The sequence below is a fragment of the Streptomyces sp. NPDC037271 genome, assembly GCF_055603605.1.
The window spans coordinates 22,099-28,113 of the sequence record NZ_JBVJVN010000042.1 but is presented as its reverse complement, the minus strand read 5'-3'; the positions used below and the strand labels follow the sequence as shown (position 1 = coordinate 28,113).

General features: G+C 76.7%; 6 protein-coding genes. 2 read left to right on the top strand and 4 right to left on the bottom strand.

Features of this window, described 5'->3' with window-relative positions:
- On the bottom strand, window positions 1-1,087 hold a 1,087-nt coding region (locus tag ACZ7G3_RS35220), incomplete at its 3' end, for an NAD-dependent epimerase/dehydratase family protein (protein ID WP_470930731.1).
- Window positions 1,088-1,503: 416 nt separating this feature from the next.
- Here ACZ7G3_RS35220 and ACZ7G3_RS35215 point away from each other — a divergent pair.
- Window positions 1,504-2,856 carry an MFS transporter gene (locus tag ACZ7G3_RS35215; RefSeq protein ID WP_470930729.1) on the top strand — a complete coding sequence of 451 codons (1,353 nt, stop codon included), beginning with the start codon at window positions 1,504-1,506 and terminating at the stop codon, window positions 2,854-2,856.
- A gap of 173 nt (window positions 2,857-3,029) precedes the next feature.
- Here ACZ7G3_RS35215 and ACZ7G3_RS35210 read toward each other — a convergent pair whose 3' ends face one another.
- The 3 genes from ACZ7G3_RS35210 to ACZ7G3_RS35200 form a co-directional block, all read right to left on the bottom strand.
- Window positions 3,030-3,569 carry a hypothetical protein gene (locus ACZ7G3_RS35210; protein WP_470930727.1) on the bottom strand — a complete coding sequence of 180 codons (540 nt, stop codon included), beginning with the start codon at window positions 3,567-3,569 and terminating at the stop codon, window positions 3,030-3,032.
- Window positions 3,570-3,882: 313 nt separating this feature from the next.
- Complete coding sequence (locus ACZ7G3_RS35205; RefSeq protein ID WP_470930725.1) at window positions 3,883-4,647, bottom strand: maleylpyruvate isomerase family mycothiol-dependent enzyme; 765 nt, start codon at window positions 4,645-4,647, stop codon at window positions 3,883-3,885.
- Between the two features lie 71 nt (window positions 4,648-4,718).
- On the bottom strand, window positions 4,719-5,042 hold the full coding sequence (locus tag ACZ7G3_RS35200) for a hypothetical protein (protein ID WP_426600887.1): 324 nt from the start codon (window positions 5,040-5,042) through the stop codon (window positions 4,719-4,721).
- A gap of 92 nt (window positions 5,043-5,134) precedes the next feature.
- On the opposite strand from ACZ7G3_RS35200, the gene ACZ7G3_RS35195 reads away from it, so the two are divergent.
- The gene (locus tag ACZ7G3_RS35195; protein WP_470930723.1) at window positions 5,135-6,004 is read left to right on the top strand and encodes a fructosamine kinase family protein; all 870 of its coding nucleotides are present in this window, start codon (window positions 5,135-5,137) and stop codon (window positions 6,002-6,004) included.
- The last annotated feature ends 11 nt before the right edge of the window (window positions 6,005-6,015 follow it).

Here is a 6,015-nt window from a genome sequence, read left to right as displayed (position 1 = left end):
CCCCCCCCCCCCCCCCCCCCCCCCCCCCCCCCCCCCCCCCCCCCCCCCCCCCCCCCCCCCCCCCCCCCCCCCCCCCCCCCCCCCCCCCCCCCCACGCCCGTTCGGCGGTCGTCGCCGTCGGGACCGGATCGGGCCGTCCGCGGAAGGAGTCGACGGTGCGTTCCAGACCGTCCTGCCAGGTCACGCCCGGCAGCCAGCCGAAGATCTCGCGGGCGAAGCCCGTGACCGGCCGGGGCTCGACGGGCCGGTCGTCCGGCCCGTCGACGAACGCCAGCGGCGAGTCGGAGCCGGCCAGGTCGATCACCCGGCGGGCGATCTCGGCGGCCGTGGGCTCCTCGTCGCCGCCGATGTCCACGGGCCGTACCGAGCGGCCGGCCGCGACCAGCAGCACGCCGTCGACCATGTCGTCGACGTAGCAGAGGGGGTGGGTCCGGCTGCCGTCCCCGGTGACGGTGACCGGCCGGCCGGCCAGCGCCTGCTGGATGAAGGCGACCGGTGTCCCCCCGTCGTCCGTCCGCATGCCGGGGCCGTAGCCGTGGAACAGCCGGACGATCCCGGCGTTCGAGCCGTGGGCGCCCGCGTGCGCGGCGACCAGTGCCTCGGAGAACCGGACGGCCTCGGCGCAGGCGTTGTGCGGGCCGACCGGGTCGGCGTCGCTCGCGTGGTGGGCGCCGGGCGGCGAGGAGGCGAGGAGGAACCGGGCGCCGTCCCGGCCGGCGACGGCCAGCGCCGCCCGGGTGCCGAGGCTGCCCGCGTCGAGGATCTCCCCGGGCCGGTCCGGCCAGGCGGCCTGGGACGCGGGGCCCGCCAGGTGCAGGACCAGGTCGTAGGGGCCGGTGAGCGCGTCCGCGCAGCCGGGCTCGTTGATGTCCCGTTCCAGGAAGCGGAAGCCGGGGCGGCCGGCGAGGTGGGCCACCTTCTCGGCGCGGCCCGTGGAGAGGTTGTCCAGGCAGTCGACTTCGACACCCGAATCCAGCAGGCGGGTGCACAGACGGGAGCCGAGGAACCCCGCGCCGCCGGTCACCAGGACCCGGCCCCAGGCCGGGCGGGCCGCTGCCCGCGGGCCGAACGCCGCCATCGGCATCATGAGGCGACCTTCCTTCCCCTGCGAAGCGCTGACGAGCGTGCCCCGGGTGCCCCACCGAGTCGTTTTCATGCTCTGACGGCTGCCGCGGCCCCATCCGTACGGACCGCGCGGGCGGCCGGGCGGGCAGGCGGGCAGGCGGGCCGCTGTGGCCACCGTCACGGCCGGCGCCCCCGGCACCGGGGCGCCGGGAGCTGTGATCAAACCCACTCGCCCCGTCAAGTACGGGCGCGGGGCGGGGATTTGGTCCCGGCCGACCGAGCTGGAGGGTGGGCACCGGCGATGACTCGCCGGTCCCTTCTGTCACGATGGTCGGCGCCGTCATCCGGCTCAGTGGAGTGGCCGCGCAGTGCAGCCGGTCTTCTCGCTCCCGTCCCGTTCCCTTCTGGGTCTCACGACTCGTCTTCGAGTGGCGCACTGTGTCTTCTTCCCCCGCCCCCGCCCCGACGGCCCCCGCGCCGCCTCCCGCCCCGGCACCGGCCGAGGCCGCGTCCCGTTCACCGTGGCGGTCCCTGAGGTACCGCAGCATGCGCTGGTGGTCGGTCGCGAACTTCGTGTCGAACGCCGGTACGTGGATGCAGCTCACGGTGCAGAACCTGCTGGTCCTGCAGATCACCGGCTCCGCCGCCGCGACAGGTCTGTCGATGTCCGTCCAGGCCGCGCCGGCGCTGCTGATCAGCGTGTTCGGCGGTGCGGCCGTCGACCGTTGGCCGCGGAAACTGACCGCCGCGGTCAGCCAGGCGCTGCTCGGCGCGGTCGCGTTCGTGACGGCGCTCATGGTGGCGCTCGACCGGCTCGACGTGACCTCCCTCATGGTGCTGGCCGCCGTCACCGGCGTCATCGCCACCGTCGACGGCCCGGCGTGTTCGCTGCTGGGCAACGATCTCGTGCCGCCTCAGGACGTGCCCTCCGCGATCGGGGTGGGCGCGCTGGTCCACCAGGCGGGCCGGCTCACCGGCGCCGCGCTGGCCGGGGTGACGGTCGGCTTCCTCGGCACGGCCGCCGCCTACGCCGCCAACGGGCTCTCCTTCCTGTTCGTGGCCTCGGTCATCCCCTTCCTGCGTCCGGCACGCGGAGCGGTCAAGCACGTCGGCGGCGCGAAACGCCGCGGTACGGCGGACGCCATGACGGTGCGGGAGGGGCTGGCCTTCTTCGCGCGCCGTCCCCGGCTGCTGGCGCTGGCCGGTGTCACCGGGGTCAGCGCGGTCTTCGGGCGCAACTACCAGCTCACCCTGGCCGTGCTCGTCACCGGACCGCTCGCGGGCGGCGCCGGGTCGTTCGGCACGGTCTCCACGGTGCTGGCGGCCGGCGGCATCGTCGGCGCGGTCCTGGGTGCCCGGCTGCGCCGGCCCTCCGTGCGGATCGTGGGCGCGCTGGCGGCGGCGGGCGGACTGCTGCAGGTGGTGGCCGGGCTGTCGCCGTCGCTGGCCGTCCTGCTGGTGATGGTGCTGCCGATGGCCGTGGTGGAGTCCGTCTCCGACACCGCGGGCACCGCGGTGCTCCAGACCGACCCGCCCGCGCACATGCGGGGCCGGGTGCTCGGGGTGTGGGGCAGCGTCGGCACGGTGTGGAGCCTCGGCGGCCCGCCTGCCCTCGGGCTGCTGATGGAGCTGGCCGGCGCGCGTGGCGCCCTCATCGCGGGCGGACTGATCATCGCGGGCACCATCGGCGCGGGTTACCTCCTGCGCGGGCGCCGGTCCACGGCGCCGGTGACGGTGCGTGCCGGGGACGCCGACGCGCCCGAGCGGGTGGCTCTGGGGGCGGCTGCCTGAGCAGGGGGCCAGGGCAGGCGGCACTCGGGGCGGCTGCCTGAGCGGGGGGTGGCCGAGGCGACCCGGTCCGGCGGAACCCGTGGAACGTCTGCCGGGCCGGGCCGTGGAACGTCCGCTCCCCCGTCGGTGCGGGCCGGGCGGGTGACGCGGACCGGCGCCGGCCGGGCAGGGGTCTAGGCGGCGAGCGCCCTGCCCGGGTCCAGCCGGGCGACGAGCTGGGCGTGGTGCAGTTCGGCGACGGGCCCCGCGAGATCGGGGTGGCGCAGCAGCGTCGCCGCCCGCCGGTCGTGCTCGTCGGGCGCGAGCAGGCGACGGAACTCGACCGGCGTACCGGACGGCGTACGGGTCGTGCGGCCGCCCTCGTCCAGCGCGGCCACCGCCAGGGCGGCGAGTTCCGGATCGGTCAGCAGGCAGGCCGCCCAGCTCGCCACGACCTCGTCCACCCAGGTGCGCCAGGCGTCCCCGTCCGGGTCGGGGGCCGCCGTGCCGTCCGCACCGGTGATCCAGTCCAGCCGGGCGGAACCTCCGGGGCCCGCCACGTCCATCAGCGCGACGTCCATCGGGGTCGGATAACGCAGCCGGGCCGCGACCGTCACGGCCTGCCGCGCCTGCGCCTCGCACAGGGCGCGGGCCAGCGCGCCGCCGGACGCCGGATAGGCGCACGTGAGCCACTGGGCGGTCGCCGCGATGACGGGGGAGAGATCTGTCTGCACTGCCGGGCCGTCCGAACTACTCGTCGTGGGGACAGGGAGTCTGGTCGTCGTGGGGACCACGGGTCCCCGAAGACCGTAGCCCGCGGCTCCCGGCGCGGAACATGGCCCGGCTCTCGTCGGCGGCGTGGCCTCGGACACATCCGCGGCCCGGCCCGCGGCCCCGGAGACGTGTGGCCCGGCCCTCCGCGCACCCCGCCCCGGGTGCCCTGGTCTTCGCCGTGCTGCGCCTCCGGGGACTCGCCGGAGGCCGCGGCCGCCCGCCGCGCCGGCCGTGGTGCCGGGCGCGGTCGCCCCGCACCGGCCGGGCGTCCGCTCACTCGGTCGCCACGACGATGCAGCGCCGCAGCTCCTCCACCGCCTCCGGGGCCCCCTCGACCGTCACGCCGTCGTCCCCGTCGACGCCCTCCCGGTTCCACAGCCGGCGCAGCACGGCCTCCGGGGTGCCGCTGAACGTCACGTCGGCCGGGCCGTCGCCGGCGCCGTCCGTCACGGTGAACTCCCCCGGGCCGGTCCGCACCCGCCACGCCGCGTCACCGGCCCGCACCAGGAACGTACACCCCGGCGAGCCGGCCAGGACGTCGGTGAAGTAGTCGCCCCACTCGGCGACGGAGTACGCGGCGAAGACCTTGAGCAGTTCGTCGATGCCGTCCACGGCGAGATCGGCCGGGACGGGCGCGACGGGCCGGCCGGTGGCGAGTTCGGCGTCGATGCGGTGGACGACGGTCTCCTGTGCCATCCGCCGCATCCAGAAGCCGACGCTCTGGTCGGGGCCGTACCAGGTGGCGGCCGGATCCTCGGGAGCGCGGACGGCGAAGTCGGCGCGCAGTGCGGTGTAGCCCCGGTCGAGCAGCGCCGTCGGCTCCTCCTTCGCGAACTCCTCCGGCGGCCAGGGCTCGCGCTCGACGCCCTCCCGCATGGCGACGCTCTTGTGCAGGTAGACCTCGCCGACGTGACGGGTCAGATCGGCGACGGTCCAGCCGGGGCAGGTGGGTACCGGCGCGCCGGGGTCGGTCTCGACGACCGCCCGCAGCCGGTCGTGGTCGGCCGCGAGGCAGTCGAGGAAGCGGGTGAATTCCATGCCGCAGAGCCAAGCACACGCTCAGGGACGGGGCACCGCGTTTTCCCGCCCCGGCGGGAGCCCGCCCGCGCTCACCAGGCCACGCTGGGAACCGCGGGTCGGCGCACGGCCTCCGCGGCGTCTCGCAGGTGGAGGGCGACGGTGATCAGGGCACGCAGGGCGGAGGGGCGGAGGCTCTGGGCGCTCTCGGCGGCCAGGACCAGCAGGCACCCCGCGGCCTGCTCGACGACCGGGACCGAGAACGCGAAGTCGCCGCCGTCGGCCCCGCGGAACGCACGCCAGGGGGTCGCGGCGCCGTCGATGGCCTTCTGGACCGCCTGCTCGAGGTGGAGCGCCGCCTGTTCGCACACGGGGGCGGGCAGGGTGATGGTGCGATGGAACGCTGAACTGGTCATAGTCCCACTGCTCCCCCGTACCCGGGGTGCCCGATCGGCGTACCGGGCGTTTTTCACCGGGTCGGCCGCAGCCCGGCCCTAGTCTGGTGGGCGTGTGCCCCGCCTCCTCGCCCTCGGCCGCCGCGGCCCGCTTCACCGGCCGGTCGGTGACCGGTGAGCGCCCGCTGTCCGGGGCGCTCACCGAGGTCACCCTCGACGACGGGCGCACGGTGATGGTCAAACGCGGCGACGGCACCGGAGCGGCGCGGGCCGAGGCCGCCGGGCTGCGGTGGCTGGCGGACGCCCACGCGGTACGGATCCCCGCGGTGCACGGCGACGACGAGCGCTGGCTGGTCACCGACCGTGTGGCACAGGGCGGGGCGAGTGCCGGGGCGGCGGTCCGGTTCGGCCGGGAGCTGGCCGCGCTGCACGCCGCCGGGGCGCCGGCGTTCGGTGCCGCGCCGCCCGGCGGACCCGAGGACGCGTACATCGGGCTCGCCCCGATGCGCAACGTCACCGGGAGCGACTGGCCGCGCTGGTACGCCGAGCACCGGGTACTGCCGTATCTGCGCGGCGCCGTCGACGCGGGTACCGTCCGGGCGGCCGAGACGGCCGACGTGGAGCGGGTGTGCGAGCGACTGCCCGAGCTGGCCGGGCCCGCGGAGCCGCCCGCCCGGCTGCACGGAGACCTGTGGAACGGCAACGTGCTGTGGGGCGCCGACGGGCACGTCCGTCTGATCGACCCGGCGGCGCACGGCGGGCACCGGGAGACCGACCTGGCGATGCTGCGCCTCTTCGGCTGCCCGCACCTGGACCGGGTCCTGGACGGCTACCGGGAGGCGGCGCCGCTCGCCGAGGGCTGGGCCGACCGCGTCGGCGTGCACCAGCTCTTCCCGCTGCTGGTGCACGCCGTGCTGTTCGGGCGCGGCTACGCCGTGCAGGCGCTCACGGCGGCCAGGGCGGCGCTGCGGCGCCCGGGGTGAGCGGGGTGAGC

Coding starts and splice junctions, on each gene's coding strand:
- ACZ7G3_RS35200 (WP_426600887.1), bottom strand. CDS start 5,042: ATGACCAGTTCAGCGTTCCATCGCACCATCACCCTGCCCGCCCCCGTG.
- ACZ7G3_RS35205 (WP_470930725.1), bottom strand. CDS start 4,647: ATGGAATTCACCCGCTTCCTCGACTGCCTCGCGGCCGACCACGACCGG.